This is a genomic window from Brachybacterium sp. EE-P12, assembly GCF_003711805.1.
GTDB lineage: Bacteria > Actinomycetota > Actinomycetes > Actinomycetales > Dermabacteraceae > Brachybacterium.
In genome coordinates this window covers 73051-97397 of record NZ_QXCP01000003.1, presented here as the reverse complement: position 1 = coordinate 97397, position 24347 = coordinate 73051, and the positions used below count along the sequence as shown (strand labels likewise).

Here is a 24347-nt window from a genome sequence, read left to right as displayed (position 1 = left end):
ATGGGTGGTGGTGGTTCTCAGCTGCCCGGCACGGGGCTCGGCTGGCCGTAGGTGTCCGGCATCCGGTAGCCCTCGAAGAGGTCCATCTTCGGGGCGATCATCGACTGGTTGTCGGCGACCGCCTCGGCCGGGGTGCGGGAGCCCAGCGCCACCGAGGAGCGGGTGCGCGTGAGCGTGTCCCACATCGCCGAGCCGACGGGCAGCGGCGGGCGGGAGGTCGAGTTCGGCAGCATCTTGCGGAACAGCTCGGCCTTGGGGTTGTACGTCCCCTCCTCGATGGCCTTGAGGTTCGTGGGGAGGTTGCCGTACTGCGGCACCACCCGGGACTGCCCCTCGTAGCCGGCGTAGAACTTCAGGAACTCCCAGAGGGTCTTGGTGATGTTCGCGCCGGCCGGGATGACCAGGCACTGCCCGCCGGACCAGGTGTAGGTGGGATCGCCCTCCTGCGCGACCGGCAGATAGGTGAACTTCAGCGGCAGATCAGGGGCGTACTTCTCGTTGGCCGAGATCTGCCAGGGACCGGTGATGTCGATCCCCAGGTGGCCGCTGAACATCGCGGTCTGGGTGGGCGGCGCGTTCGGCGGCTGGTAGGTGGCCATGAACGCGTCGACCGTGGCGTAGGGGAAGCGCTCGGCCCAGTCGGCGTACAGCTGGAACACCGACTCCCACTGGGGCGAGTCGAGGGTGACGGTCGCGGTGTCGTTGTCGTACGCCTGCGCATCGAGACCGAAGGCCCAGGTGTAGGGCCAGCCCTCCCCCAGCCACGGCGCGAAGCCGAAGCGGGTGTAGTTGCCGCGGTCGTCGATCTCGACGATCTGCTCGACGGCCTCGCTCAGCTCGTCCCAGGTGAGCACGTGCTGGTCGGCGTCGAAGAGGTCCAGGTCCACGCCCGCGTCCCGCAGCAGGTCCTCGTTGTACATGAGGCCGCGGGCGTCTGTCGTGCAGGGCAGCCCGTAAAGCTTCCCGTCGTAGGTCAGCTCGTCGACGGCGAACTGGATCCACTGGGACTTGAACTCCTCCGGGGAGACGTCCTCGTACTTCTCGATGAGCTCGTCGAGCGGTTCGAGCAGGCCGATGGACGCGTTCTGCACCGCGTTGAAGCGGTCCATCCACCACAGGTCCGGGGCGGTCCCGCCGCGCACGGCCGTGATGATCTGGGACATGTCGGCCACGCCGGAGGAGGGCACCTGATCGATGTAGATCTGGGCGTCCTTCCCGGCATCGGTGGCGCGGAAGGCCTCGCGGACCTGCTCGTCCTTGTCCTTGTCCGCCGCGCCGACGCCCCAGTAGCGGATGACGTTCGGTCCGGGATCCGGGTAGGAGGCGCAGGCGCCCAGGCCGAGCGCGAGCCCGGCGGCGGTGGCGCCGGTGAGGAGGGATCGCCTCGAGATCACTTGAAGCCTCCGATCGTGATGCCGCGGATGAAGTACCGCTGGAAGACGAAGAACAGGACCAGCAGGGGCAGGATCACCAGGAACGAGGCGGCCATCAGCAGGTTGAAGGAGACGTCCTGCGCGTTGACCGAACGGAACGCCTGCAGACCGATCGAGAGGGTCTGGACCTCCTGGTCCTGCAGGTAGATCAGCGGTCCCATGAAGTCGTTCCACGAGGCGACCGCCGCGAAGATCGCGACCGTCGTCAGAGCGGGCAACGAGGTGGGGAAGGCGATGGTCCACAGGATCCGCCACTCGCTGGCGCCGTCGACGCGGGCGGCGTCGAGCATCGCCTGCGGGATCTGCAGCATGAACTGCCGCAGCAGGAAGACGTAGAACGCGGAGCCGAACGCCGCCGGGATGATCAGCGGGAACAATGTGTTGACGAGTCCCAGCCGAGCCCACAGGTCGAACATCGGGATGAGGGTGACCGGGAAGGGCAGGAACAGCGTCGCGATCACGACGTAGAACAGCTTGTCCCGGCCCGGCCAGTCGATGCACGCGAAGCCGTAGGCGATGACGAAGTTCGACAGCACCGAGAGCACCACCACGGAGACCGTGATGATCGCGGAGTTCGCGAAGAACGTCAGGAACGGCATGGCCGTGACGGCCTCGACGAAGTTCCCGAACTCCCAGCTGCGCGGGATGAGGGTGGGCGGGAACTGTGCCAGCTCCTCGTCGGACTTCAGCGCCGAGGCGATCATCCAGTACAGCGGGAGCAGGAACAGCAGGCTCAGCACGATCATCACCACTCGGGCGGTGAGCGTCGAGTACCAGGGGCGGCGCGTGCCGTCGGCCCGGCGGTTGTAGGTCTCCGCGTCGGCCTTCTTGGACCGCACGACGGACTGGGTGTCGGTCTGGATCATGCTGCTCATCAGCCGGCCTCCACGTCGTAGTTCACGAACCGGCGCGAGAGCCAGTAGATGAGAAGGGCGAGGGCGAGGCCGACGAGGAACAGCAGCACCGCGAGCGCGGAGGCGTATCCCAGCTCGGCGAAGCCGAAGGCGTTCTTGTAGAGGTACATCATGTAGAACAGCGCACCCGCATCCGGGTCGCCGGTGCCGTTGGTGACGATGTACGCCTCGGTGAACACCTGCAGGGCGCCGGAGACGCCGGTGATCAGGTTGAACAGCAGCACCGGGGTCAGCAGCGGGAAGGTGATCGAGAGGAACTGCCGGATCGGCCCGGCCCCGTCCACGCGCGCCGCCTCGTAGACGGTCTTGGGGACGTTGCGCAGCCCTGCCAGGAAGATCAGCGCGGCGTTGCCCGCGCCGAGCTGCGCCATGAGGATGATCGCGATCTTCACGCCCGTCGGATCACCCAGCAGGTTCACGTTCGAGCCGCCGAAGACGTTCAGGATCCGGTTGAACACGCCGAACTGCGGGTTCAGGAACACGATGAAGATGAACGACATCGCGAACGCCGGGATGAGCGAGGGGGCGTAGAAGATCGTGCGGTACAGCGCCACCTCGCGCACGTTCTGATTCATCGCGATCGCGAGGGTCAGCGCGACGACCAGACCCAGCGGCACCGCGATCACGGCGTAGAACACCGTGTTGCCCACGGAGGTCCGCACCAGCGGGTCCAGGAAAGCGGTGACGTAGTTCTGCAGGCCCACCCAGGTGGGGGCCTCCATGCCCGAGTAGCGGGTGAAGCTCAGCCCGATCGAGTACGCGACCGGGTAGACGATGAAGATCAGCACGCCGATGATCCAGGGCGAGATGAACAGCAGGGCGGTGCGCAGATTGCGACGGCGCACCGTCGACCTGCGGGCCCGAGCGGGTGGGTCGACGGTCGCCGGCTCGGCTGCTCCGCCGGGATCCGCGCTGCGCGCGTCGACTGCCTGCGATGTGCTCATCCGTCCCTCCTTCCATGCTGGGGCACGACGTCCGTGTCGTGCCGATGGAACGCCCGACCCGATCCCCGGGCCGAGGGGAGGCCATGGTCCTGCAGGGCCTCCCGACCCGCGCTCCTCGACATCGGGGGGCGGGCCCGGCGCCGCGGTGCGGCGCTCGGTGACGTACATTACTCACACCGTTGGACTAAAAGGAAGGGGTCCGGCGGGAGATACTCGGATCCGCCGGGGAATCCGGACGACCCGGGAGGTGACCGTGCAGGGCACGACGATGCTCGACCTCGGGCAGCGCAACGAGCTCATCGTGCTCGACGCTGTCCGCCACGCCCCCGAGGGCACCTCGCAGTCGGAGGTCGTCGCCACCAGCGGCCTCTCCCGGCAGGCGGTCTCCCTCATCACGCGGCGCCTGCGCGAGCAGGGCCTGATCGAGACCGACGGGACGCTCGCGGGCTCGCGTGGCAAGCCCCGCACCGTGCTGCGGGTCGTGCCCACGGCCCGGCTGGCCGCGGGCGTGCACCTGGATCCCTCGCAGATCGCGCTGGTCATCGTGGACCTGCTGGGCAGGCCCGTCGCCCACCGCTCGCTGCCCGCGCCGACGGAGGACCCTGCCGCCGACATCGACCGGATCGCGGAGGCGCTGCGGGAGATGCAGGCCACGCTCGAGGCGGAGGGCTGGCGCACACCCGCCGGGGCCACGGCGCGCGAGGCGATGCTCGGGATCGGGGTCGCGAGCCCCGGCGGGATCGACGTGCGCGAAGGCGTGGTGGTGAACCCGCCCTGGCTGCCGGGCTGGCGCGGCGTGCCGCTGGTCGCCCGGCTCGAGGCCGCGACCGGGCTGCCGGCGGTGCTGGACAAGGACACGAACGCGGCGCTGACCGCCGAGAACTGGTCCACCGGGCAGCGCCCCGAGGAGACGGTGCTGTACGTCTTCACGGGCGCCGGCATCGGCTCGGCCGTGAGCGTCGGCGGCCGGGTGCACCACGGGGCGGCGGCGCTGGCCGGGGAGATCGGGCATCTGCCCACCGGTCTGGAGGGGCCCGTGTGCGGATGCGGACGTCGGGCGTGCCTGAGCCAGTTCACCGACGTCTCTTCTCTCCTGGCCGCGGCGGCGCAGGGACTGCCCACCCCGGCCGAGGCGACGCGCCTTCCGGCCGACGCGCAGCCCGGGGCGGGCGACGCGCAGCCCGGCTCGGCCGAAGCGCAGCCCGGGCCGGCAGCTTCCCCCTCCGGTTCGCTCGAGGAGCTGGCCCGCGCGGCCGCCGAGGGAGACGAGCGGATGCAGGGCCTGCTCACGGCCTACGGCGTCGCGCTCGGGGAGGCGCTGCGCACCCTGGTCGGCATCCATGACCCGCACCGGATCGTGCTGGGCGGGCCGCACTGGGACACGCTCGCACCCCATGTGCTGCCGGCGGTCGAGCAGAGCGTGCGCCGGGACGCCCCGCCCGAGCAGCTGCGGCTGGAGTCCTCACGGCTCGGCGGCGACGTCGGCGCGCTCGGCGCGGCCGCGCTGTTCCTGCAGAGCGAGCTCTCCCCCGCCACCCGCTGAGCCCTGCCCCGCCTCGCCCTGCCCTGCCACGCCCTGCCTCGAGAAGGTGCGATTCTGAACCACTTCCTGGCCGGAAGCGGTTCAGAATCACGCATCCTCGGCTGCGCACCGCAGGGGCAGTGCCGCACCGGCGATGCTTCGCGGGCAGCGCACTGCGGGCGACGACGGATCGCCGGCGCTGAGCGGGAGACGGCGGCTCGCCGCCACCGGGCCGGCTGCCGTGCCCGCACGCGCCCACCCAGGTCAGGCAGTCACCGGGGCGTGCTTCTCACGCGCGGCACGCTCCGCGATCCCGGCGCGCAGGGCGACGAAGAGGGCGACGAGGCCGACGGTCAGCAGCATGTGGCCGAGCCCGGCGACGCCGGGGATCGCGGCGGTGGTGGTCGCAGGGTCCTGGCCGTCGAGGGTGAGGACGCCGCGCACCGCCTGCATCACGACCGTCATCAGCAGGCCGACGTTGTAGGTCCAGTAGAAGACGGTGAAGGAGCGTCGACCGCTGAGGCCGAAGAGCGCGTCCAGCGCGAGGACGACGAGGAAGACGATCATCCCCAGCGCCAGGAAGTGCGTGTGCAGGGTCGAGAGCTGGCTGTCGACGCCGAGGGTGTCGGTGGCCTTGGTGTACTCGCGGTATCCCAGCCCCGAGACGAGGCCGAGGACCATGTAGGCGAATGCGGTGTTCATCAGTCGGTTCATGCTTCGAACCTAGGAGCCCTCGCCGTCGGCCGGATCCACCGAACGATGGATCCTCGCCTCGTCCCCTCCCGCGCCGCCCTGCCGCGCTGGGGGCGTCCCCTCTCAGGTGCTGGAATCGACCCCCGATTCCGACACCTCCGACGGGATGCCGAGGACTCCTCGAGGCACAGGGGGAGGAGCAGGCCGACGAACTGCACAGCGGCCGGGGTCTAGGCTTCTGCACGGCGGCGCCTGCCGGGCGTCGATGCGCCGCAGCGCGGCGACCCGCCCCCGATGCCGACGAGGTCATGCCATGAAGCAGTTCACGCTCCCCCGCACCGAGATCAGCGCGCCGAACGTCGTGCTCGGCCTGATGCGGATCGCCGAGAAGTCCGACGAGGAGATCCGCACCCTGGTCCGCACGGCGCGCGAGGCCGGCATCGACTTCTTCGACCATGCCGACATCTACGGCGGACGGAAGCATCGCTGCGAGGAGCGCTTCGCGCAGGCGCTGCAGCTGAGCCCGTCCGAGCGGGAGCAGGTGACGATCCAGTCCAAGGCCGGGATCGTCACCGACGGGCCGCACTTCGACTACTCCTACGAGCACCTGGTCGAGTCGGTCGAGGGCTCGCTGCGGGCGCTGCGCACCGACCACCTCGACATCCTGCTGCTGCACCGACCCGATGCGCTGGTGGAGCCCGAGGAGGTCGCCCGCGCCTTCGACGAGCTGCACTCCAGCGGCAAGGTGCGCCACTTCGGCGTCTCCAACCACACCCCGCGCCAGATCGAGCTGCTGCAGAAGCACCTGGACCAGCCGATCGTGGCGAACCAGCTGCAGCTGTCGATCACCCACTCGACGATCATCGCCCAGGGCATCGCCTCGAACATGCAGGGCACCGAGCAGTCGCTGGTGCGCGACGGCGGCGGGATCCTCGACTTCTGCCGCCTGCACGGCATCACGATCCAGGCCTGGTCCCCGTTCCAGGCGGGGTTCTTCGACGGAGTGTTCCTCGGCCACCCCGAGCACGCCGAGCTGAACTCCGTGATCGACCGTCTGGCCGCGAAGTACGACGTCGCCCCCGAGGGGATCGCGACCGCGTGGATCACCCGCCATCCGGCGCAGATGCAGGTGGTGCTGGGCACCACCACCCCGCAGCGGGTCGCGGACTCCGCCGCCGGCTCCGAGGTGCCGCTGACCCGCGCCGAGTGGTACGAGCTGTTCCGCGCGGCCGGGTGGATGGTGCCCTGAGCCGGGCAGCGCGCACGACGGCTCGTCCTGCGGCGGCCCCTCGCACAGCGGGACGCCGCCCGGGGCATCGCGCGGCAACGGCTGCCGTGCCGTCACCGCCTCCGCGCACAATGGGACGGACTGTTCACATCTTTCCCGGATGCCGCAGCGGAGCGGCGAGGAGGCACGGCTCATGGCGCAGCGGCGCATCGGACTGATCGGCTGCGGGGACGTGTCCGTCGTCCACGTCGAAGCGATCGAGGCGATCGACGGGCTCGAGCTCGTGGGCGTCGCCGATGTCGACCCCGCGGCCCGGGAGCGCGCCGCGGCCGAGCTGTCCGTGCCGACCTTCGCCACCGCGGAGGAGCTGATCGAGCAGCTCTCACCGGATGCGGTGCACGTGACCACCCCGCACGACCAGCACGTCGGCCCCTCCCTCGCCGCGCTCGAGCGGGGCGTGCACGTGCTGCAGGAGAAGCCGCTCGCGCACACCCTCGCCGAGGGCGAGCGCCTGGTCGAGGCGCTGGCCACGACCTCCGCCCCGCGGGCCGACGGCGGCGCGGGCGCGCCGAAGATCGCGATCTGCTTCCAGAACCGCTACAACCGCGGCAGCCAGGAGCTCGCCCGCCTGCTCGCGAGCGGTGAGCTGGGCGCGGTGCGCGGGGCGTACGCCTCGGTGGTGTGGACGCGCACGGCCGAGTACTACGCCGCGAAGCCGTGGCGCGGCCGCTGGGAGACCGCGGGCGGCGGCCTGCTGATCAACCAGGCGATCCACACCCTGGACCTCGTGCAGTGGCTGCTGGGCCCGGTCGAGCGGACCGAGGGACTGGTCTCGCAGAAGAAGTTCGCCGGCGTGGTGGAGACCGAGGACACGGCCGATCTGGTCCTCCATCACGCCTCCGGCATCACCACCACGTTCTTCGCGACGCTCACCGCGCCGGTCGCCCGGCCCGTCGAGCTCGAGGTCGAGACGGACCACGCGTACCTGGAGGTGCGCTCCGGCGCCGCCGGCGGGCTGACGGTGCGCTGGAAGGACGGGCGCGTGGACACCTTCTCCGACCGGGTCGCGACTGCGGGCGGCCGCTCCTACTGGGGCATCTCCCACGAGGAGCTGATCCGGGACTTCTACGCCGGCCTGGACGCCCCGGAGCCGTTCTGGATCGGACCGGCCGAGGCGATGACGTCCCTGCGGATCCTCAAGCAGGCCTACCGCAACAGCGGCGTCGGGAACTGATCCGCCTGCAGAAAGAGGCGCCCAGCGGCACGCCGCGGCGCTCATCGCCCCGGCATGCCGCCAGACGCCCCATTCTGCAGGTCGCCCGGAGCGCCGGCCTCGCGACCGGCGGCTCACAGCCCAGATCGGCACTCAGATGATCGGGCGGCCCTCCTTGCGGGCCTCGGCGACGTCCTTGGCGAAGCCGCGGGCGATGGTGATGAGGATCCCGAGCACGAGCACGGGCCACATGAGCACGTAGGCGGTCAGCAGAGCGGTCATGGTCTCTCCTCCTTCGAGGGGCGCGGGCCGGGGTCGTGGCCCGCTGAGATGGGAACGGGCAGGTCAGCGATCGGCGGTCACGCGGTCGAGGTCGTCGGGGTCGGTGCCGGGCCGCGGCTCCGCGCCGGAGACCGGCGTCTCCTCGTCGAAGTCGCCGGTGACCTTCTTGATCACCGAGAAGTCGAAGTCCTGCGAGGAGCGCACGCTGAGCAGGTAGCACACGAGGAACGACACCGAGTAGGCGACGAGGGAGCCGGAGAGCGTCTCGAAGTCCCGCAGGAACCCGAAGCCGAAGGGCAGCACCGCGATGGTCGTGGTCGCACCGATCACGATCGCCGGGCGCAGGCCGAAGAAGCCGAAGGCCATGATGCCGAGCACCACGCCGACGCCGATGATCGCCAGCAGCTCGACCAGCAGCGCCCAGGCGCCCTCGAGCGGGATCAGCTGGAAGCGCACCGGCAGGAACACCGCCAGCGCCGCGATCACGGAGAGCGTGAAGGCCTTGTTCGTGACCTTCTTCCAGTAGAAGGAGGCGATCACCGGGAACACGAGGCAGCCCCACAGGGCGCCGACGAACACCAGCAGGTCCAGGATGTTGAAGCGGGCGGTGGCGAAGTAGAGCGCCAGTCCCGTCGCGACGATCATCGTGATCCGGCCGATCAGCAGCATGAGCTTCGGGTCGGCGTTCCGTCGGCCGACGGACTGGCCGTAGATGTCGGTCATGACGATCGAGCTGAGCGCGGCGAGGTCGGAGTCGGCGGTGGAGGACAGCGAGCCGACGATCATGATGAACGCGAGCGCGACCAGCGCGACGGGCAGGTAGGTGCCCACCATCTGCGGCATCAGGTTGTTCACGTCGCCGCCCATGGGCTCGATGCCCAGGTACAGCGCCATCACGCCGAGCATGCCCACGCCGATCACGGTCGCGCCGTAGCCGACGGTCGCGGTGATGAAGGTGGGCTTGATGAGGTCCTCGCGCACGGCGAAGAGGCGCTGGGCGATGGTCTGGTTGCCGATCGCGTAGGCGAGCACAGCGGCGATGTAGGGGGCGCCCTGGTTCATGAAGGCGTCGGAGGAGAAGAAGCTCTCCTGCTGCGGGGTGACGTGCCCGGCCGAGACGCCCTCGGCGAACATCGAGGGTCCGCCGGCGAGGAAGAAGACGGCCGGGATGATCACGACGGCCGCGCCGAGCATCGCCATGACCTGCGCGAAGTCGGTCAGGACGGAGGCGCGGAAGCCGGACCACAGGGTGTACAGCAGCACGCCGCCGGCGATGATGAGGATGCCCGCGCCGAAGCTGAGCGGGGACAGCATCGCGATGATCGCCCCACCCGCGATGAAGTTCGAGGTCAGGGAGATGACGGAGCCGAGCACGTTGGAGCCGGCGAGCATCAGCTGCGAGGAGCGGCCGTGGCGGGCGTACATCACCTCGGCAAGGGTGTGGGCGCGGGGCGCGACGGCGCGGATCCGCTTGCCGAAGGGGTAGATGAACAGGATCATCAGCGCACCCCAGAGCCCGTAGTGGATGGGGCCGGAGACGCCGTAGGTGTAGCCGGCGGTGACCGAGGCGTACATCGAGGACGCCCAGATCCAGGTGGCGGTCATCGACGCGGCGGAGACGCCGAAGCCGATGCGGTTGCCGGCGGTCATGTAGTCGTCGGCGTTCTCCTTCTTCCGGGAGATCGCGACCGACATCCACATGGTGCCCCCGTAGAACAGGAGCAGGAGGAGGAGCACTCCGATGATTCCGAGCTGGACGATCTCGCCTGAGGGCGCGGGCGGCACTGGACTTCCTTTCGTCGCGGACAACCGGTCTCGTACGGCCGGTCCCCCGCGCCGGAGGGCGCGCGAGGCCAGGTGGGACCCGCGGGGCCGACCGGCGATCGACCCCCGTCGCAGATTCCGTCGAGCTGCGTCCGGACGAGGTCTCACCTCAGCTCCGGGTGGGCGCGCCGGTGGCGGCGCGCCGGGACGGCAGGGACGGCGCGGGCCTACTCGGGCACCGCGTCCTCGTCCTCGATCACGCGTGGAGTCGCATAGATACTCGCACAGCCTTCAGGAAGTTGCCAGCCGGACGGCAACGAACCGGTAACAACCCCTGGTCCGCGTGCATTACTGGATTGTCAGACATCCGGAGGAGGTCGCCGCCGCCGAACATCCTGCATGCCCCGCATACACATGCACGACCGATGCCTTGCGAGCGGGTCGGCCCGGGTGCCGCAGGGCGGGCGCGCCGACCGGCGTCACGGCACCTGCCCTAGCCTCGGAGCATGACCCGCATCGGCATCGTGACCACCTCTCCCGACGCCTTCACCTCCGCGGATCCCGACCGCGACTGCGCCCCGCTCATCGCCGCGCTGCGCGCCCGAGGTGTTCACGCGCGGTCGCTGGACTGGCACAATCCCGGGGTGGACTGGGCCTCCTGGGATCTCGCCGTGATCCGCAGCCCCTGGGACTACGCCCGACACGCGGAGGAGTTCTCGCACTGGCTGGAGCGCGCCGGCTCCCTGACCCGGGTGCTCAACGAGCCCGCGCTCCTCCGCTGGAACATGGACAAGCGCTATCTCGCCGAGCTCGAGACCGCGGGGATCACTGTGATCCCGACGACCTACCACCGCGATGCCGCCTCCCTCCAGGAGGCGCTCGCCGCGCCGGACCACGCCGCGCACGCGGTGGTGAAGCCAGCGGTCGGCGCCGGATCGCAGCGCACCGGCCTGTTCGCACGCGAGGACCCCGCCGCGCTCGACCTCGGCCGGGAGATCCTGGCCGCGGGCGGAACCGTGATGCTGCAGCCCGAGGTCCCCGAGCTCTCCGCGGGGCAGGAGAAGGCGGTGTACACGCTCGACGGCCGCTTCACCCACGCGGTCGCCAAGGGCGCGCTCCTCGCGCGCGGCGGCGGTCTGCGCGGCGGCACCTACCAGGAGGATCCTCGCCTGGTCGCGGTGAGCGATGCCGAACGGGCCTTCGCCGAGCGGGTGCTCGCCGCGGTCGCCGAGGCCACCGGGCTGCCCACGCCGCTGTACGGGCGGATCGACATGGTCGACTCCGCCGAGCACGGCCTCGCCCTGCTCGAGGCGGAGCTGCTCGAGCCGACCTACAACCTGCACCTCGCCCCCGAGGTGACCGAGCTCTTCGCCGACGCGATCCTCGCCAGGGCCTGAGCCGGGGCGCCTCTCGTCGGCCCTCTGCCGCATTGCCTTCCGCCTGGTGATGAAAATCGTTAACGTCAGCACCGGACAGCGTGGTCCCGATTTTCACCCCCAGGTCACCGGCCCGTCATCTGGGCCGCGCACGCTGAACAGGCCACTCCCTCGGACGTCGAAAGGCCCGTCGTGTCTGTCGAGCACTCCCCCACCCCGTTCCGCCCCGTCTCCCCCACCAGCCGCCGCTCCTTCCTGGGCCTGACCGGGGCGGTCGGCGCCCTCGGCCTCTCCGCCTGCGCGACCTCGGGCGCCCCGGGCGCCGATGCCGGAACCGGCGGCTCCGGCTCCTCCGACGGCGGTGCCGGGGCCGACCCCGAGAACCCCTTCGGCGTCGGCGACGGCGAGCTGAAGGCCTTCGTCTTCGACGGCGGGGGCGGCGTGCCGTATCTCGACCTCACCGAGCAGCTCCTCGAGGAGAAGCACCCCGGCGTCGATGCGGACATCGTGCGCACCGAGGACCTCAGCACCCTCCAGCCCCAGTTCGTGAACGGCACTCCCCCGGACCTCTTCCAGAACTCCGGCGCCGGCTCGCTGGACATCACCTCGCTCGCCGCGAACTCCCAGCTCGCCTCGCTCGAGGACCTCATGGCCGCACCCAGCTGGGACGATCCCGAGATCACCGTCGAGGAGTCCCTGAACCCGGGGGTGCGCGAGGCGGGCACCGTCGGCGGCACCCTCGTGGGCCTGAACACCGTCCAGTACGCCTGGGCGCTCTGGCACGACGCCGCCCTGCTCGAGGAGAAGGGCTGGGAGCTGCCGACCACCTGGGACGAGCTGATGTCGCTGTCCGCGCAGATCAAGGATGAGGGGATCCACCCCTTCGCCTTCACCGGGCAGCACGCGAACTACCCCGACGAGGGACTCTTCCAGCCGCTCGTGGCCAAGCTCGGCGGGCAGGAGGTGTGGAAGAGCATCGACAACCTCGAGGACGGCGCCTGGCAGCAGGACGCCGTGCGCGAGGCCGCCGAGGCGCTGCTGCAGCTGCGCACCGACGAGCTGATCCTCCCGGGCGTCGCGCAGATGACCCACGTCCAGTCCCAGACCGCGTGGCTGAACCACGAGGCGGTGTTCATCCCCGTCGGCGCCTGGCTCGAGAACGAGATGAGGTCCGCGATCCCGGAGGGCTTCCGCATGACCGCGTCGGCGCTGCCCTCCCCCGATCCGGCGCTCGCCGACCTCACCCCGAACAACCCCGGGGCCGGCTGGTTCGTGCCCGAGGGCGCGGCGAACAGGCCTGCCGCCCTCGAGTTCCTGCGCGCGCTGCTGTCGAAGGAGTCGGCGCGGAACTACGCCGAGCTGAGCAACTCCGTGACCGTGGTCGCCGGCGCGCACGACGACCAGCAGCTCAGCGAGCCGTTCACGACGCTCATCGCGATGATCGAGCGCTCCAACGCCGTCGAGCCCTGGCAGGTGGTGAAGTACCCGACCTGGTACCCGGCGATGGCGGAGGAGACCCGCGCGGCGCTCATCGCGCTGCTGCTGGACGACCTCGACGTCGACGGCTTCCTCAGCCGCTGCCAGGAGGCGGCGGACCGCACGGCAGGCGACGACGCGATCGCGAAGCCGACCCGCTGATGCATCTGCGCGGCAGGTGGTGGCTGATCCTCACCTTCATCACGCCCGGCCTGGTCCTGTACACGGTGTTCGTGCTGTCGAGCTTCGCGCAGGGGGTGCAGATCTCGTTCACGAACTGGACGGGCTACACCCCCACGCTCGAGTACGTGGGGTTCGACAACTACGTGCGGATGACCCGGGACGGCGCCTGGTGGCGGGCGGTGTCGCACAACGCGGTGCTGCTGGTGATCATCCCGGTGGTCACCCTGGGGCTCGCGCTGATGCTGGCCACGCTGATCACCCGCGGCGGCTCGGGCACGCTCCGGGCCGTCCGCGGGGCGGGCGCCTACCGGGTGCTTTTCTTCTTCCCGCAGGTCGTTCCCGTGGTGATCATCGGCATCATGTTCAGCTACATCTACGCCTCGCGCGGCGGGCTGCTGGACGGCGTGCTGCGCCTGGTGGGCACCGACATCCTCGCGATCGTGCCGAACGGGCCGCTCGGCAACCCGCGCACGATCCTGCTCGCGATCGCGCTGGCGGCGGTGTGGTCCTCGGTCGGCTTCTACATGGTGCTGTTCCTGTCCGCGATGAGCGGGGTGCCGCAGGAGCTGTACGAGGCGGCGTCGCTGGACGGCGCGGGCAGGCTGCGCAGCTTCGCGCACGTGACCCTGCCGCTGATCTGGTCCCATGCCCAGACCGCGCTGATCTATCTCGCGATCGGCACCCTGGACTCGTACGCGCTGGTCGCGGTGATGGCCATGACCGGGACCGCGGCGGACTCGGGGGCCGACGTGATGTCGACCTATCTCTACCGCACCGCGTTCTCCTACAACTCCCAGTTCGGCTACGCCTCGGCGATGGGCACCGTGATGATGCTCGGCTCCGTGGCGCTGGCCCTGGTCACCTTCCGCCTCACCAAGCGCGAGGAGCTCGAGTACTGATGGTCTTCTCCCCTCCCGCCACGGAGCCGTCGGCGCCCGAGCCGTCGGCGCCCTCCTCGTCCGCGGCCGACGGGCCGCACGGTCCTCGTCGGCCGCGTCGGCCCCGCGCCTCCGGGCTGCCGCACCTGATGCTCGTGCCCTGGGCGCTGGTGGTGCTGGTGCCGCTGGTGTGGATCCTCGCCTCCTCGCTGAAGACCAACGAGGAGATCTACAACGACCCCTTCGGCCTGCCCGGCGAGCTGCGCCTGGGCGTGTACGTCGATGCGTGGCGGACCGCGAACATCGGCGCGTTCTTCATGAACACGGTGATCGTGGTCAGCGGCGGCGTGGTGCTGACGATGCTGCTGTCGGTGATGACCGCCTACGTGATGGCGCGCTATCCCTTCCCCGGCAGCCGGGCGCTGTACTGGCTGTACCTGGCGGGGATGACCTTCCCGGTGTTCCTCGCGATCGTGCCGCTGGTGCGGATCGTGCAGGGCCTGGGCCTGTTCGCCTCGAGCCTGGGCCTGGTGCTCGTGTACGCCGCGTTCTCGCTGCCCTTCTCGATCTTCTTCCTCACCGGGTTCTTCCGCACCCTGCCGAAGGAGCTCGCGGAGGCGGCGTTCCTGGACGGGGCCGGTCACTTCGGGGTGTTCTTCCGGATCATGCTGCCGCTGGCGCGCCCGGGCCTGATCTCGATCGGCGTGTTCAACGTGCTGGGGCAGTGGAACCAGTTCCTGCTCCCGCAGGTGCTGAACCCGCAGCAGGACGAGGAGCGCTCGAACTTCGTGCTCAGCCAGGGCCTGGCCGCGCTCGCGCTCGGGGAGAACTACGAGACCTCGCCGACGTCGATGGCGCAGCTGTTCGCGGGGCTGATCATCTCGATGGTGCCGGTGCTGGTGGTGTACGTCCTGTTCCAGAAGCAGGTCCAGCAGGGGCTGAGCGCCGGCGCCCTGAAGTAGCGGCTCCGCCCTGCATGCCATGATGCCCAGCACACGGGCCCGGACCCGTCCGGGAGCCCACGACCAGGAAGGCCCCCATGCCCTCGACCGCACCCGACGCGACGGGGTCCGCGCACCCGCCGGTCCTCGCGCTGCTGCGCACCTCCCTGCCGACTCTGCCTCCGCAGCTGCAGCGCCTGGCCGAGCTCGCCCTGCACTCGCCGGCCGAGGTGGGGCGGATGACGATCACCGAGTACGCCGAGCGAGCGGGCGCCTCGGCCGCCTCCGTGACCCGGCTGTGCCGGACCCTCGGCATCGAGCGGTTCGCGACGCTGCGCACCGAGCTGGTGCTCGCCGCAGAGCGTCCCGCCGGCGGGGCCGCGCGGGTCACCGGCGACATCACGGCCCAGACGCCTCTGCCGGAGCTCGTGGGGAGTCTCGGAGTGCTCGCCTCGGGATCGATCGAGGAGACCTCGCGCCTGCTGGACATGGAGGTGTTCGCGAGCATCGTCCAGGCGCTCGGGGCGGCCGGTCACGTCTTCGCCACGGGGGCGGGCTCCGCGCACCTGATCGCCGTCTCCCTCGAGCACAAGCTGCGCAGCCTCGCCATCCCCGCCACGAGCTTCCACGACCCGCCCTCGGCTGTGATCGGCCTGGCCGCAGCGCGTCCCGGTGACGTGCTGATCGTGGTCTCGGAGACCGGCACCGCGAGCGAGACCGTCCCCCAGCTCACCGAGGCGAAGCGCCGCGGCTGCCTCACCGTGCTGATCTCCCGCCTGTCCACCTCCCCGGCGGCGGAGGTCGCCGACCACGTGCTGCTCGCGGTGCAGGACAGCACTCCGCTGCGCACCGGGAACCTCACCAGCCGCATCGCCGAGCTGTTCCTCGCCGACGCGCTGGTCAGCGGGGTGGTGGTGCGCCATCACGAGCGCTCCCTCGAGGCGCTCGCTTCCGTCGAGGAGGCGCTCGAGCGCTACTGGTGAGCGGGCTCGTCCCGCTCGCCTCCTCCGATCCCTTCCCACCGTCCCACCCCAGGAGTCCCCCGCATGACCACGCCCGCCCTGCCCTCCCCGTCGGCCGATGTCCCGCTGCTGCGCGTGATGAGCTTCAACGCGCTGTTCGCGACCGATCGGACCACCGAGGACGATCCGGGGCACTGGCCGCGCCGCGCCCCGGCGATCGAGGCGCTCCTGGCCGGTGAGCGCCCGCACCTGGTGGGGCTGCAGGAGATGCAGGAGCACACCTTCGGGCCGGTCGAGCGCGGGCTGGGAGGGGCGTACCGGCGCCTCGGCATGGCCACCCGCGGCGGCAGCGACGGGCTGATCAACCCGATCCTGTTCGACACGGAGCGGCTCGAGCTGGTGGCCTGGAACCAGTTCTGGCTCTCGGACCGTCCGCGCGAGATCGGCTCCGCGACCTGGGGCAACGCCGGGCCGCGGGTCGCGGTGTGGGCGCGCTTCCGGGACCGCGAGACGGGCGGGGAGCTGGTGCACCTGAACACCCACCTCGACCACGTGATCACGCAGGCGAAGGTCAAGGGCGCGCAGCTGATCGCGGACACTCTGCGCCAGTTCCACCTCCTGCACCTGCCGGTGCTGGTCACGGGCGACTTCAACTCCGTCGCCGCCGACTCCCCCGCCTACGAGGTGCTGGTCGAGGAGTTCGGGCTGCAGGACACCTGGCTCGCCGCGGCCGAGCGCACCACCCCGGGCTGGAGCACCTTCCCGCACTTCGGCGAGGTCGAGGAGTCCCCGTTCCGGATCGACTGGGTCCTGGCGAGCCCCGGCGTGGAGGTGCTCGAGGCCTCGATCACTGCGACGCGACCCGACGGGGTGTTCCCGAGCGACCACCTGCCGGTGCAGGCGACGGTGCGGGTGCCGGTGAGCTGATCCCGGTCCGCTACGCGCGGGATTCGAAGGGCTGAGGTCGAGGCAGCCCCAGGTGCTCCCGCAGCGTGGTCCCCTCGTACTCGCGGCGGAAGCGTCCGCGCCGCTGCAGCACGGGCACGACCTGGTCGACGAAGTCCTCGATCCCGCCGGGGAGGGTGGGCGGCATGAGGTTGAAGCCGTCGGCCGCACCCGCGTCGACCCAGCGCTCGATCTCGTCGGCCACCGACTCCGGGGTGCCGATCACGGTCGCGTGGCCGCCGCCGGCGGCGAGCAGGCCCAGCAGCTCCCGCACCGTCGGCCGCACGGACTCGACGATGCGCAGCACCGTGGCGTAGCGCCCCTTCGGGCCGGTGAACTCCTCGAGCGGCGGGAGCGCCGGGACGGGCGCGTCGAGCTCCCAGTCCGAGGCGTCCTGGCCGATGAAGAAGGAGAGCTGACGCAGGGAGTCCGCGACCGGCAGGCGGGCGTCGAGCTCGGCGCGCGCCCGACGGGCCTCCTCCTCGCTCGAGGCGACATGGACGACCAGCCCCGGCATCACCGCGATCGCCTCCGGGTCCCGGCCCTGCGCGGCGGACCGGTTGCGGATGTCGCTGCGATAGGCGCGGGCGGAGTCGAGGTCCCAGGCCACGGCGTAGATCCCCTCGGCATGGCGGGCGGCGAGCTCGCGTCCCGGCTCGGAGGCGCCGGCCTGGAACAGGACCGGGCGGCCCTGCGGCGGCGTCGGCACGTTGAGCGGTCCGGCGACCTGGAAGGACTCCCCGTGGTGGTGCGGCGGCCGCAGCCGTGCCGGGTCGACGTACACCCCGTCCGGATCGGCGAGGATGCTGCCGGCGGGCCAGGAGTCCCACAGGCCCTGGAGCACCTCGATGAACTCCGCCGCGGTGGCGTAGCGGTGCTCGTGGTCCGGCAGCGCGGACATGCTGTGGTTGCGGGCCTCGTCGTCGGTCATCGAGGTGACCACGTTGATCCCGGCCCGGCCGCGGGAGATGTGGTCGAGGCTCGCCAGCAGGCGGGCGGCGTGGAACGGGTCCCAGAAGGTGCTCGAGACCGTCGTGACCAGTCCGATCCGCTCGGTGGCGCGGGCCAGCGCCGTGAGCACGGTGAGCGGTTCGAGCGTCCAGGCGGGGCCGCGCTCGACGCCGGCGGTCCCGATCGACTGGCCGTCGGCGAGGAAGAGCGCATCGAGCCGGCCGCGCTCGGCGATCCGGGCGAGCTCCTCCCAGTAGCCGATCTCGCCGAGGCGGGAGACCGAGGAGCCCGGTTCCCGCCAGGCCGCGGCGTGGTGGCCGCAGGCATGCGCGAACAGGTTCAGCCGCACGTGGCGGCGGGGCGCGGCCGCCATCAGTCCTTCACCAGCCCGCCGTCGACGACGAGGTTCTGCCCGGTCACGGAGCGGGACCACGGCGAGGCGAAGAAGAGCGCGGCGTCGGCGAACTCCGCGGGCGTGGTGACCGACTGCAGCGGGGTGCCCGCGGCGATCGCGTCGAAGACCGCCTCGGGAGTCGCGGCGCTCGCGTCGGTGGTGCGCAGCAGCCCACCGCTGACCATGTTCACGGTGATGCCGCGCGGGCCGAGGTCGGCGGCGAAGGTGCGGGTCAGCGCCAGCAGCGCCGCCTTCGCCGCGGTGTAGTCGTGATAGGGCACGACGGGGTGCTGGAACAGGTTGGTGCCGACGTTGACGACGCGCCCGGAGCCCGCCCGGGCGAAGCCGGGCAGCGCGGCCTGGATCGTGTTCAGCGCGCCCTGCACGGCCCCGGAGAACTGGGCGGAGAAGGCGTCGTAGCCGATCTCGTGCGCCTTCGCGCGTGCATCCCCGTCGAAGGTGAAGCCGGTCAGGGCGTTGTTCACGACGGTGTCGACGGGGGCGCCGAAGGCGTCCTCGGCCTGCTCGAACAGGGCCTCGACCTGGGCCCGGTCGCGGACGTCCCCGCGCACGGCGACGGCGCGGCCCGGATGGTTCTCGGCGAGCTCGCGTGCGGCGTCCTCGCTGGTGAGGTGGTCGATGACGACTCGGGCGCCTTCACGCAGGAAGGCCTCGGTGAGCGCACGGCCGAGGCCGCGGGCGCCGCCGGTGACCAGGACGACCTGCTCGGAGAGCGGCGGGGCCGTGCGGGTGGTCTGGTCAGGGGTCGGTGTGGTCATGGTCGGTCGGTCCTTTCAGGGCATGCGACCGCACCCGCCGCGCAGCGGGCGGGAGCGCATCGCGCACGGAGCGGCGCCGGGATGCGGCACCGCGCTGGAGAGGACACGAGGACCCGGCCGGCGAGCCCGGGAGGTCCGGGCGCGCGGCGATGCCGCCCCGATGGCGCGGCAGGGAAGCCTGCGCCGCGGGGACCGATGCATGGGACGACGGCGTGCATACCAGCAGCGCACAGCTCATCGACGACATCCCTCCGCGAGTACGAACTCGATCAGGTTCACCGGGTGTGATCTCAGCCCCGTCGGGGCACCCCGTGTCTGCGATGGAGGGTACCGGTACTTCCGCCGTCGTGGGGCGCCGTCCGTCGGGGCCTCCATGACGCCACAGCGGAAAGCGCTTGACAAACCAGGTCTTTGTCCGGACGATATGACCCACCCACCGGGCTCCGCGAGTACTACAACGATGCAGAGGGCTCCGGTCGCGTCGACGAAGCGCAACTCTCGAGGAGATCCGATGCCCACCATGAACCGCCGCACCCTGCTCGCCGCGGGGCTCGCCACCGCTGCCGTGCCCGCCGTCGCCGCCTGCGGGGGCAGCTCCTCGGGAACGTCGGACGGCCCCCTGCAGTTCATCCTCTCGGGCGATGCGAACCAGGGCGGCGGCTACGCGGCCATGGTCGAGAAGTACCAGGAGGAGACCGGCGTGGTAGTCGAGATCGTCGACGTCCCCTACGACGACCTCGAGACGAAGGTCCGCAACGCCGCGAAGGCGAACGACCTGCCCGCCCTCGGCCGCATGCCCGCGGTCGATCCGGTCTGGCTGGACCGCACCGTGGACCTCGCGGACATCGCCGCCGAGGTGAAGCCCATCGAGGGCATGGTCGCCGCGGACGAGGACGGGAAGGTCCCCGCACTGCCCAGCGACCTCACCGCCGTCGGCATGTTCCTCAATCGCGACCTGTGGGACGAGGCGGGCGTCGAGTACCCGACCTCGATCGACGACAATGTGTGGACATGGGACGAGTTCCTCGAGGCGGCGAACACCGTGCGCGAGAAGACCGGGGTGAAGTTCTCCCTCACCATGGACCGCAGCTCCCACCGCCTGAACTCGTTCCTGTACCAGCACGGCTCCGAGGGGCTGGCCCTGAGCGAGGACCTCAGCCAGTACGCGGCGGACGACGCCGCCGTCGAGGCTCTCGAGCGATTCGTGGCGATGAACGACGACGAGGTCATGCCCCGCTCCGTCTGGCTGACGGAGGAGGACCCCAACGCCATGTTCAAGACCGGCCAGGTCACGGCCTACTACTCGGGCTCCTGGCAGATCGCCGACTTCATCGCCAACATCGCGGACTTCGAGTGGATCGGCGTGCCGATGCCCGCCCAGCCCGAGCAGGCGACGAACTTCGGCGCCGCGGCCCAGATCGTCGTGTTCGAGGGGACCGGCCAGGAGGAGCAGGCCCTGGACTTCGTGTCGTGGCTGTACAGCCCCGAGAACTACGCGGAGATCTCGCGCATCGCCGGCTTCCTGCCCGCGACCGAGGGCATCGAGGTCAGCTACGACGACCGCCAGGAGGACTTCGACCTCTACAACGCGGCGATCGCGGCCTCCCCCGCCTTCGTCGGCGAAGGCAAGACCCGCGAGCTCGAGCTGCAGGTCTCCGGCGCCGCCGCCCCGCTCAGCGGCGACCCGCTGCGCGACGAGACGGTCAAGGCCATCGCCGGGGACGTCTCCGTCGCAGACGCCGTGACCACCGCTCTGGACCAGCTCAACGAGAGCCTCGCCTGAGCACATGTCCGCCGCAGCGCCCAGCACCGACCTCGCACCGCCGCCCCCGCCGCCGGTCCGCGCCGGCGACGGCGCACGACGCCCGAACGCCGTCCGCGAACGGCGCCGGCGCGGGCTCGTCGCCGCCGCCTTCCTCCTGCCCGCGATCGTCCTGTTCCTCATCTTCTTCGTGGGGCCGGCGGGACTGGGCGTCTTCTACTCCTTCACGGACTATCGCGGCTACGGGGACGCGGAATTCGTGGGCGTGGAGAACTACACCGCCCTGTTCGGGGACGACGAGTTCTACTCGAGCCTGCTGCGGACCGTGCTGTACACGGCGGTCGCGGTGCCGTTCGGGTACTTCCTCTCCCTGCTGATCAGCGCCCTGCTGGTCGCCCGCGGCGCGAAGGGCACGACGATCGCCCAGGTGATCTTCTTCTTCCCCTGGCTGGTCTCGCCGATCGTGACCGGCGTGATCTTCCGCTGGCTGTTCGGGGAGAACTTCGGCCTGGTGAACTACCTGCTCTCCACCGCAGGACTGGATCCCCTGAAATGGGCCGCGGATCCGAACCTCGCCCTGATCGTCGTGATCCTCGCCGGCTCCTGGGGCGGCACCGCGTTCTCGATGCTGCTGTTCATGGCGGCGATGCGCAACGTGCCCGCCTCCTATCTGGAGGCGGCCTCGCTGGACGGCGCGGGCCCGGTCACCCGGTTCGTGCGGATCACCTGGCCGCTGCTGCGCCCCACCTCGTTCATGGTGATCCTGCTGGGGACCATCAACGCGATGAAGGAGTTCGCGATGATCCAGGCGCTGAACGGCGGCGGTCCCGGCACCTCGAACGTGCTCATCGTCCAGTACATCTACAAGACCGGCTTCGAGCAGTCCAAGATCGGCTACGCGAGCGCCGCCTCGATGGTGCTGATGGTGATCCTCCTGCTCATCGCCCTCATCCAGAAGCGCTTCGACAGGAGTGATCTCGAGTGAACCCCTCCCTGCGCTGGATCGCGCCGACCGCGCTGCTGTGGGCGCTCGCCGCCCTGTTCCTGATCCCCGTGGCGTGGTTCCTGCTGAGCTCCTTCAAGCCGGGCAGCGAGCTGTTCACCTGGCCCCTGCGGCTGCTCCCGCAGGACTGGACCGTCAGCGGGTTCCAGACCGCCTGGTCCCGCTTCGACTTCAAGACGTACTTCCTGAACACGGCCATCGTCGCGGTCGTGACCACGGTGTTCACCGTGTTCGTCAGCGCCTGCACCGGCTTCGCCCTGGCGAAGTACCGCAGCCGCTGGGTGCAGGCGTTCTTCCTGTGCATCCTCGCGACCACGATGCTGCCCACCGAGGTCATCATGCCCTCGACCTTCGCGGTGATCCTGGGGCTCGGGCTGTACAACTCGCTGGCCGGGATCATCATCCCGTCGATCATCACGGCGACCGGCATCTTCATGTTCCGCCAGTTCTTCCTCACGGTGCCGGACGAGCTGCTGCAGGCGGCGCGGATCGACGGCGCCGGGGAGTTCCGGATCTTCTTCACCCTGATGCTGCCGATCGCGCGCCCGATCATCGCCGTGCTCGCGATCTTCTCGTTCCAGTGGCGCTGGAACGACTACATCTGGCCGCTGCTGGTGCTGAACGACCAGAAGAAGTACACCCTGCAGATCGCGCTGCGCTCGATCGTCGGCGCGGAGAACATCGACTGGTCGGTGCTGCTCGGGGCCTCGGTGATCTCGCTGATCCCGATGGTGCTGCTGTTCCTGGTGTTCCGACGCCAGATCATGAACTCCGACATCAGCTCCGGGCTGAAGGACTGACCGACAGGACCGACCGGCGTCCCGCGTGACGTCCGAGGAGGAGTGCCCGTGCCCGACCCGACAGACCCCGGCCCGACAGCGCCTGATCTCGACGCCTCCGCTCTGCCGGAGGGCCAGCGGCTCCTGCTGGAACGCGCCGCGGAGGACCTGCCGACACGGGCGCAGACGGTGCTCGCGAAGCCCTCGCATCGGGCCCTGGGCCGGGTGGTCCGCGACGCCGTGCTCCTCCTGCTCCTCGGCGATGGCCCGCACGGCCAGTCGGAGCAGGGGCTGCTGGAGGTCGCTGACCAGGCGCTCGACGCTCTCGCCGAGCTCCAGAACCCCAGCGGCACCTTCCGCGGCGGGGACAACCTCGACTCCCCGCCCGACAGCGCCTTCACCCTGAACGACCTCGGCTGGGCGCGCACGGCGCCCGGTGCGCCGGAGTCGCTGCTGCCCGCGCTGGACCGGCTGCTCCTCGCCGCGACCCCCGCACTGCTCACGGGCGGGGTGCACACCCCCAACCACCGCTGGGAGATCGCCTCGGCGCTGTCCCGGCTGTGGGAGGCGCACGGCGATCAGGCGACCCGCTCCCGGGCCGAGCAGTGGCTCGCCGAGGGGGTGGACCTGCAGGAGGACGGCATGTTCTCCGAGCGCAGCGCCAACTACGCCGCGCACGTCTCGATCCCTGCGCTGTGGACCATGGGCCGGGTCCTCTCGCGTCCCGACCTGCAGGACGCGGCCGACCGTGCGACGCGTCGCCAGGCCTCCCTCACCGACGACCGGGGCATGGTGGAGACGCTCGCCTCCCGGCGCCAGGACCAGTTCGCGCTGTTCGACGGCGGGGCGCTGCATCCGTGGTTCCGCGCCCATGCCGCCCGCACCGGGGATCCGTGGACGGCTCGCGCGGCGCTGCGGACCAGCACGCGGGCCGACGCCGATGCAGTGATGACCTTGCTGGCCCTGGCCGCGGAGCAGCCGGACGCCCTCTCGGCCCTGCCCGCCCCGGCGCCGGAGGCGGCGCCGTCGGCCCCCGAGGTGGTCGAGCTGGACACATCGGGCCTGGTCACAGCCGATCACGGGACCTCCCGGACGGTGCTGCACGGCGGCACCGACACCGCTGCGCTGGGCCGGATCACCTCCGGCTCGGCCTCCCGCCCCGTCCTCGCCCGCTTCCGCGGCCGCGAGCTCGGGGTGCGCGAGCTGCGGCTCTCGCGGGACTTCTTCTCCCTCGGCCCGCTGCGGCCGGGTCCGCCGCAGCGGGTCGAATCGGTGGCGGAGAGCGACGGCCCGGCCGGCGGGACGGGCGACGCCCCGGGCGGCGGCACCCCGCTCGATGCCGCTCCCCTGCGCTATCTGCTCACCGAGGAGGTCGGCGCCGAGTACTTCGGCCCCCTGGAGAGCGCCGACCGCGCTCCGTCCGGCGAGTACCCGCTCGAGTTCAACGGCCGTTTCGCCGCCGCCATGGCGTTCTCCCGTCGGCCCACCCAGCGCATCTCGCTGGGCACCGCGCTGCACGTCGAGCTGGAGGCCGACGAGCTGCTGCTGCGCTGGGAGTTCGAGGGACCCGTCGTCCCGCTCTGCCTGCTGCTCGCCCTCGACGGCGGAGACCTCGACAGCGACCCCAACACGGCGCCGCGCCGCGAGGCCCGGAGGCGCTCCGTCCTCGAACCGGCCCCCGGCATCTCCGGGCCGGACGCCGGGGAGCGCAGCGCCCGCTGCACGCTCAGCGGCGCCGAGGAGCGGATCGAGATCACGGCCTCGGGCGCACTCGGCGGGCGCGCCTTCTACGACCCCGGGGAGGCGTACGCCTTCCTCGGCGCCACCGACGAGCCCGGCGGCGAGGTGCTGCTGATCCCCGCGTCCTCCTCCGACCCGCTGACGCTGCACCTGCGGCGGCGAGACCTCCACATCTGACGTCCCAG

The 24347-nt window shown here is 70.9% G+C and carries 21 protein-coding genes and 1 riboswitch; of the genes, 13 read left to right on the top strand and 8 right to left on the bottom strand.

Features of this window, described 5'->3' with window-relative positions; all coding sequences use genetic code 11:
• Positions 1-17 precede the first annotated feature (17 nt).
• From D1648_RS01925 to D1648_RS01915, 3 genes are read right to left on the bottom strand one after another with little or no spacing between them, the layout of a single operon-like run.
• Positions 18-1394 carry an extracellular solute-binding protein gene (locus D1648_RS01925; RefSeq protein WP_122939357.1) on the bottom strand — a complete coding sequence of 459 codons (1377 nt, stop codon included), beginning with the start codon at positions 1392-1394 and terminating at the stop codon, positions 18-20.
• Positions 1391-2308, bottom strand: a complete 918-nt coding sequence (locus tag D1648_RS01920; protein WP_122939129.1) for a carbohydrate ABC transporter permease — start codon at positions 2306-2308, stop codon at positions 1391-1393. The genes D1648_RS01925 and D1648_RS01920 overlap by 4 nt, the downstream gene beginning before the upstream one ends.
• Positions 2308-3291, bottom strand: a complete 984-nt coding sequence (locus D1648_RS01915; RefSeq protein WP_122939128.1) for a carbohydrate ABC transporter permease — start codon at positions 3289-3291, stop codon at positions 2308-2310. The genes D1648_RS01920 and D1648_RS01915 overlap by 1 nt, the downstream gene beginning before the upstream one ends.
• A gap of 247 nt (positions 3292-3538) precedes the next feature.
• Here D1648_RS01915 and D1648_RS01910 point away from each other — a divergent pair, with 247 nt between their 5' ends.
• Positions 3539-4834 (top strand): ROK family transcriptional regulator, encoded by a 1296-nt coding sequence (locus D1648_RS01910; RefSeq protein WP_122939127.1) that lies wholly within the window; start codon positions 3539-3541, stop codon positions 4832-4834.
• 243 nt (positions 4835-5077) lie between these two features.
• On the opposite strand, the gene D1648_RS01905 is transcribed toward D1648_RS01910, so the two are convergent.
• Positions 5078-5527: a DUF2871 domain-containing protein gene (locus D1648_RS01905; RefSeq protein ID WP_122939126.1), complete on the bottom strand. Its 450-nt coding sequence runs from the start codon at positions 5525-5527 to the stop codon at positions 5078-5080.
• Between the two features lie 292 nt (positions 5528-5819).
• Between D1648_RS01905 and D1648_RS01900 the strand changes: the two genes are divergently transcribed.
• A complete protein-coding gene (locus tag D1648_RS01900) occupies positions 5820-6755 on the top strand; it encodes an aldo/keto reductase family oxidoreductase (protein ID WP_122939125.1) in 936 nt (311 codons plus the stop codon).
• Between the two features lie 139 nt (positions 6756-6894).
• Positions 6895-7968, top strand: coding sequence for a Gfo/Idh/MocA family protein (locus D1648_RS01895; RefSeq protein ID WP_370239743.1), 1074 nt, complete (start codon positions 6895-6897; stop codon positions 7966-7968).
• A 132-nt stretch (positions 7969-8100) separates the two neighbouring features.
• Here D1648_RS01895 and D1648_RS18075 read toward each other — a convergent pair whose 3' ends face one another.
• Positions 8101-8229 carry a putative transporter small subunit gene (locus D1648_RS18075; RefSeq protein WP_122939123.1) on the bottom strand — a complete coding sequence of 43 codons (129 nt, stop codon included), beginning with the start codon at positions 8227-8229 and terminating at the stop codon, positions 8101-8103.
• Positions 8230-8292: 63 nt separating this feature from the next.
• Positions 8293-9930, bottom strand: a complete 1638-nt coding sequence (locus D1648_RS01885; RefSeq protein WP_370239754.1) for a sodium:solute symporter family protein — start codon at positions 9928-9930, stop codon at positions 8293-8295.
• Between the two features lie 569 nt (positions 9931-10499).
• On the opposite strand from D1648_RS01885, the gene D1648_RS01880 reads away from it, so the two are divergent.
• The 6 genes from D1648_RS01880 (at position 10500) to D1648_RS01855 (ending at position 16736) form a co-directional block, all read left to right on the top strand.
• A complete protein-coding gene (locus D1648_RS01880; protein ID WP_122939122.1) occupies positions 10500-11390 on the top strand; it encodes a RimK family alpha-L-glutamate ligase in 891 nt (296 codons plus the stop codon).
• Between the two features lie 171 nt (positions 11391-11561).
• Positions 11562-13007 (top strand): N-acetylglucosamine/diacetylchitobiose ABC transporter substrate-binding protein, encoded by a 1446-nt coding sequence (ngcE, locus tag D1648_RS01875; protein ID WP_164518540.1) that lies wholly within the window; start codon positions 11562-11564, stop codon positions 13005-13007.
• Positions 13007-13927, top strand: coding sequence for a carbohydrate ABC transporter permease (locus D1648_RS01870; protein ID WP_122939120.1), 921 nt, complete (start codon positions 13007-13009; stop codon positions 13925-13927). Before ngcE ends, D1648_RS01870 begins: the two co-directional genes overlap by 1 nt.
• Entirely contained in the window at positions 13927-14868 is a 942-nt protein-coding gene (locus D1648_RS01865; RefSeq protein ID WP_241155318.1) for a carbohydrate ABC transporter permease, read from the top strand. The genes D1648_RS01870 and D1648_RS01865 overlap by 1 nt, the downstream gene beginning before the upstream one ends.
• 77 nt (positions 14869-14945) lie before the next feature.
• Positions 14946-15830 carry a MurR/RpiR family transcriptional regulator gene (locus D1648_RS01860; RefSeq protein ID WP_122939119.1) on the top strand — a complete coding sequence of 295 codons (885 nt, stop codon included), beginning with the start codon at positions 14946-14948 and terminating at the stop codon, positions 15828-15830.
• Positions 15831-15893: 63 nt separating this feature from the next.
• Entirely contained in the window at positions 15894-16736 is an 843-nt protein-coding gene (locus D1648_RS01855) for an endonuclease/exonuclease/phosphatase family protein (RefSeq protein WP_122939118.1), read from the top strand.
• A 10-nt stretch (positions 16737-16746) separates the two neighbouring features.
• On the opposite strand, the gene D1648_RS01850 is transcribed toward D1648_RS01855, so the two are convergent.
• Both D1648_RS01850 and D1648_RS01845 read right to left on the bottom strand, forming a co-directional pair.
• A complete protein-coding gene (locus tag D1648_RS01850) occupies positions 16747-18078 on the bottom strand; it encodes an LLM class flavin-dependent oxidoreductase (protein ID WP_122939117.1) in 1332 nt (443 codons plus the stop codon).
• The gene (locus D1648_RS01845) at positions 18078-18878 is read right to left on the bottom strand and encodes a 3-oxoacyl-ACP reductase (protein ID WP_122939116.1); all 801 of its coding nucleotides are present in this window, start codon (positions 18876-18878) and stop codon (positions 18078-18080) included. Before D1648_RS01845 ends, D1648_RS01850 begins: the two co-directional genes overlap by 1 nt.
• A gap of 229 nt (positions 18879-19107) precedes the next feature.
• A riboswitch (TPP riboswitch) is annotated at positions 19108-19200 on the bottom strand.
• A 189-nt stretch (positions 19201-19389) separates the two neighbouring features.
• Here D1648_RS01845 and D1648_RS01840 point away from each other — a divergent pair.
• Genes D1648_RS01840 through D1648_RS01825 form a run of 4 tightly spaced genes read left to right on the top strand, consistent with a single transcriptional unit; the run spans position 19390 to position 24339 of the window.
• A complete protein-coding gene (locus D1648_RS01840) occupies positions 19390-20661 on the top strand; it encodes an extracellular solute-binding protein (RefSeq protein WP_241155317.1) in 1272 nt (423 codons plus the stop codon).
• Between the two features lie 4 nt (positions 20662-20665).
• Positions 20666-21625: a carbohydrate ABC transporter permease gene (locus tag D1648_RS01835; protein ID WP_122939115.1), complete on the top strand. Its 960-nt coding sequence runs from the start codon at positions 20666-20668 to the stop codon at positions 21623-21625.
• Positions 21622-22443 carry a carbohydrate ABC transporter permease gene (locus tag D1648_RS01830; RefSeq protein WP_206424759.1) on the top strand — a complete coding sequence of 274 codons (822 nt, stop codon included), beginning with the start codon at positions 21622-21624 and terminating at the stop codon, positions 22441-22443. The genes D1648_RS01835 and D1648_RS01830 overlap by 4 nt, the downstream gene beginning before the upstream one ends.
• Positions 22444-22491: 48 nt before the next feature.
• Complete coding sequence (locus tag D1648_RS01825; RefSeq protein WP_122939114.1) at positions 22492-24339, top strand: hypothetical protein; 1848 nt, start codon at positions 22492-22494, stop codon at positions 24337-24339.
• Positions 24340-24347: the final 8 nt, after the last annotated feature.

Excerpts from the sequence above, each read along its gene's own strand:
- D1648_RS01880 (WP_122939122.1), top strand. The coding sequence starts at position 10,500 with ATGACCCGCATCGGCATCGTGACCACCTCTCCCGACGCCTTCACCTCC.
- D1648_RS01870 (WP_122939120.1), top strand. The coding sequence starts at position 13,007 with ATGCATCTGCGCGGCAGGTGGTGGCTGATCCTCACCTTCATCACGCCC.
- D1648_RS01860 (WP_122939119.1), top strand. The coding sequence starts at position 14,946 with ATGCCCTCGACCGCACCCGACGCGACGGGGTCCGCGCACCCGCCGGTC.
- D1648_RS01895 (WP_370239743.1), top strand. The coding sequence starts at position 6,895 with ATGCCGCAGCGGAGCGGCGAGGAGGCACGGCTCATGGCGCAGCGGCGC.
- D1648_RS01865 (WP_241155318.1), top strand. The coding sequence starts at position 13,927 with ATGGTCTTCTCCCCTCCCGCCACGGAGCCGTCGGCGCCCGAGCCGTCG.
- D1648_RS01920 (WP_122939129.1), bottom strand. The coding sequence starts at position 2,308 with ATGAGCAGCATGATCCAGACCGACACCCAGTCCGTCGTGCGGTCCAAG.
- D1648_RS01900 (WP_122939125.1), top strand. The coding sequence starts at position 5,820 with ATGAAGCAGTTCACGCTCCCCCGCACCGAGATCAGCGCGCCGAACGTC.
- D1648_RS01915 (WP_122939128.1), bottom strand. The coding sequence starts at position 3,291 with ATGAGCACATCGCAGGCAGTCGACGCGCGCAGCGCGGATCCCGGCGGA.
- D1648_RS01840 (WP_241155317.1), top strand. The coding sequence starts at position 19,390 with ATGCCCACCATGAACCGCCGCACCCTGCTCGCCGCGGGGCTCGCCACC.
- D1648_RS01850 (WP_122939117.1), bottom strand. The coding sequence starts at position 18,078 with ATGGCGGCCGCGCCCCGCCGCCACGTGCGGCTGAACCTGTTCGCGCAT.
- D1648_RS01885 (WP_370239754.1), bottom strand. The coding sequence starts at position 9,930 with ATGTGGATGTCGGTCGCGATCTCCCGGAAGAAGGAGAACGCCGACGAC.
- D1648_RS01855 (WP_122939118.1), top strand. The coding sequence starts at position 15,894 with ATGACCACGCCCGCCCTGCCCTCCCCGTCGGCCGATGTCCCGCTGCTG.
- D1648_RS01905 (WP_122939126.1), bottom strand. The coding sequence starts at position 5,527 with ATGAACCGACTGATGAACACCGCATTCGCCTACATGGTCCTCGGCCTC.
- D1648_RS18075 (WP_122939123.1), bottom strand. The coding sequence starts at position 8,229 with ATGACCGCTCTGCTGACCGCCTACGTGCTCATGTGGCCCGTGCTCGTG.
- D1648_RS01835 (WP_122939115.1), top strand. The coding sequence starts at position 20,666 with ATGTCCGCCGCAGCGCCCAGCACCGACCTCGCACCGCCGCCCCCGCCG.
- D1648_RS01845 (WP_122939116.1), bottom strand. The coding sequence starts at position 18,878 with ATGACCACACCGACCCCTGACCAGACCACCCGCACGGCCCCGCCGCTC.